At 75.4% G+C, this 2,547-nt stretch carries 1 protein-coding gene; it reads right to left on the reverse strand.

Annotated elements, in window-relative coordinates; translation table 11 throughout:
- Positions 1–990 (reverse strand): MFS transporter (locus ACTOWL_RS37745; RefSeq protein ID WP_441326443.1); only part of this gene is annotated, 990 nt, incomplete at its 3' end.
- Positions 991–2,547: the final 1,557 nt, after the last annotated feature.

Here is a 2,547-nt window from a genome sequence, read left to right on the forward strand (position 1 = left end):
GAACAGCAGCGCGATCCACAGGATGCGCCGCGCCTCCGGCCGTTGCAGGAAGGCCATCACCCTGGGCCGGGGCCGCGGTGCCGAATCGCCGGCGCTCCGGTCCTCCCGCATCGCCGGCACCGCCGCCAGCGGCAGCAGGCACAGCCCGGCCATGCCCAGCACCATCCCGGACCAGCCGAGCTGCTGGTAGAGGATGAGGCCGAGGCTGCCGCCCAACACCACCCCGGCCGCCGCCGCCCCGCTCTGCACCGCATTGCCTGCCGCCCGCCGGCCCGGCGGCAGCGCCAGGGTGGCATAGCCGTCGGTGGCGACGTCCTGGGTCGAGACCAGCATGGCGATGGCGAAGGCGATCGGGATGAAGCCGAGGATGTCGCCGGGGCGGATCAGCAGCAGTGCCAGCACCGCCAGCACCACGCCGGCCTGGGTCAGCACGATCCAGCCGGCGCGGTGCGCCCGGGCGATCGGACGCATCCGGTCGACCAGCGGCGCCCACAGGAATTTCAGCACGCCGGGGATCGCCAGCAGGCCGAGATACCCCAGGGCGGTGCGGGTCACCCCCTCCTGCCGCAGGATCGGCGGCATCGCGGTCAGGAACAGCGAGACCGGGATCGCCTGGGCGAGGTAGAGACCGGCCAGGACCAGCAGCAGCCGCGGCGGCCTGGCATCGGTGTTTCCGGAGGCGGCGACCGTCGTCATTCCCGCACCAGGCCGGCCAGCGGCGGCGGCAGGCGCAGGCCGCGGCGCCCAGCCGGCCGGCCCGCAGCGCCGTGGCGGGGTCGGCCGGGTCCTGCGCCAGCAGCAGCTCGGTCCCGGCCGCCGCCAGCAGCGTGTGCAGCCGGTCGCGTGCCTCGGCCACCGGCGGCAGCCGGATGCCGGGCAGCAGCGGGCCGCGCACCAGGCCGATCGCCAGGTCGAAGGCGGCGCGGCGAGCCGCCATCCCGGCCGCCGGGTCCTGCAGTGCCGCGAGGGCGGCGCGCAGCCGCGCCACATCGGTCCGCACCTGGCCGGGCGCGAGGCCGAGACGGTCGTCCTCGTGCCGGATCGCCCGCGCCCCGATCAGCTTGCGCAGGCGGTAGATCGTGGAGCGCAGCGCCGGGATGGCGTGGTCGCCGTCCAGCTCCGGCCACAGCTGGTCGACCAGGTCCTCCTGGGCCCAGCCATCGGCCGGCCCGGCGATCAGGCACCACAGCAGCTCCATCGGCTTGCGCTGCGCCTTGCCGGTGCCCATGGCAACGCGCGCGCCATCGGCCTGCACCGCGAAGCCGCCGAGGGCGCGGATCTCGACCGGGAAGGGCCACAGCTCATGCGCCCCCTCCGGCGGCGGCAGCTCCCACAGCGCGATCACGCGCCGCGTCGCCTCGGCGTCGGCGCCGCCCGCCAGGGCCCGGTCGGCCAGCCGGGCCAGGGCCGGGCGGTTCATCCCGGCGATCCGGCGAACCCCCAGGCGGCCGGCAGCCTCGGCGACGCGGCTCCACGGTTCCACCACATCGTCGTCCCTGGCCAGGAACGCCTCGGCCAGGTCGGCATGCAGCAGGAAGGTGGCGTTGCCGGTGCGCGCCGCGACCTGGCGCAGCGCCTCGACATGCGGCCGTGCCGCCTCGTCCCCGGCCATGGCGTGGGCCGTCGCCAGCAGCAGGCTCTGGGCCGCGATCTGATGCGGCCCGCCATGGCGCCGGGCATAGTCCAGCGCCTGCCCGCCCTCGGCGATCGCGGTCGCCGTGTCGCCGGTGCACAGCGCCAGGATGGCGCGCAGATGGTGCAGCCCGATGAAGTCGGTGCGGCGCCAGCGCTGCTGGGCGCAGGCGGCATAGCGCTGCAGCATGGATTCGGCCGCGGCGCGGTCGCCCGCGGCGGCGGCGGCCTGGACCACGACCCAGAAGGCGTTGGTCAGGCGGTGCGAGACGCCGCGGTCGCCGGCGAAGGCCACCACCTCGTCGGTCAGCCGGCGCAGCGCTTCGTCGTCGCCGTCGAGATGGGCCTGGGACAAAGCGGCGTAGTACCAGGTCATCACCGACAGCGGCGCCATGTCCCGCTGCCGCGCCAGCGCTTCCAGCCGGCCCAGGAAGGGGCGCGCCGCGGCCAGGTCGCCGCGCCACCAGATCAGGTGGTTGATCAGCACGCTGCCCAGCAGCAGCTGGACTGTCGGCGGCAGGAAGGGCAGGGCCGCCTCGATCCAGCGCCGCGCCTCCCCGGCCTCCGGATGGTCGGGCCAGCCGATCAGGATGGCCATGCAGCGGGTGATCATCAGGGTCTTGCGGGTGGCCGGTGGCAGCGCCTCGCCCAGCCGCGGCAGGGCGGCGTCGATCTGCTCGACCAGCCGCGGCAGCTCGCGGAAGTCGAAGAAGTCGGACAGCACCGCCCGGGCCTCGCCGTTCAGCGCCATGGCGTAGTCCAGCGGCGCCGTCTCCGGTTCCAGCGTCCGGCGGATCTCGGCCAGGGCCCGCTGCGCCTCACGCGGATCGTAGGGCATCCGGGCATAGGCCAGCCAGATGCGCGGCCGCGGCCGGGCCACGATCTCGGCCGGGCACAGCTCGATCGCGTCGCGCA

Source organism: Inquilinus sp. CA228 (assembly GCF_052078665.1).
Classification (GTDB): domain Bacteria; phylum Pseudomonadota; class Alphaproteobacteria; order DSM-16000; family Inquilinaceae; genus Inquilinus.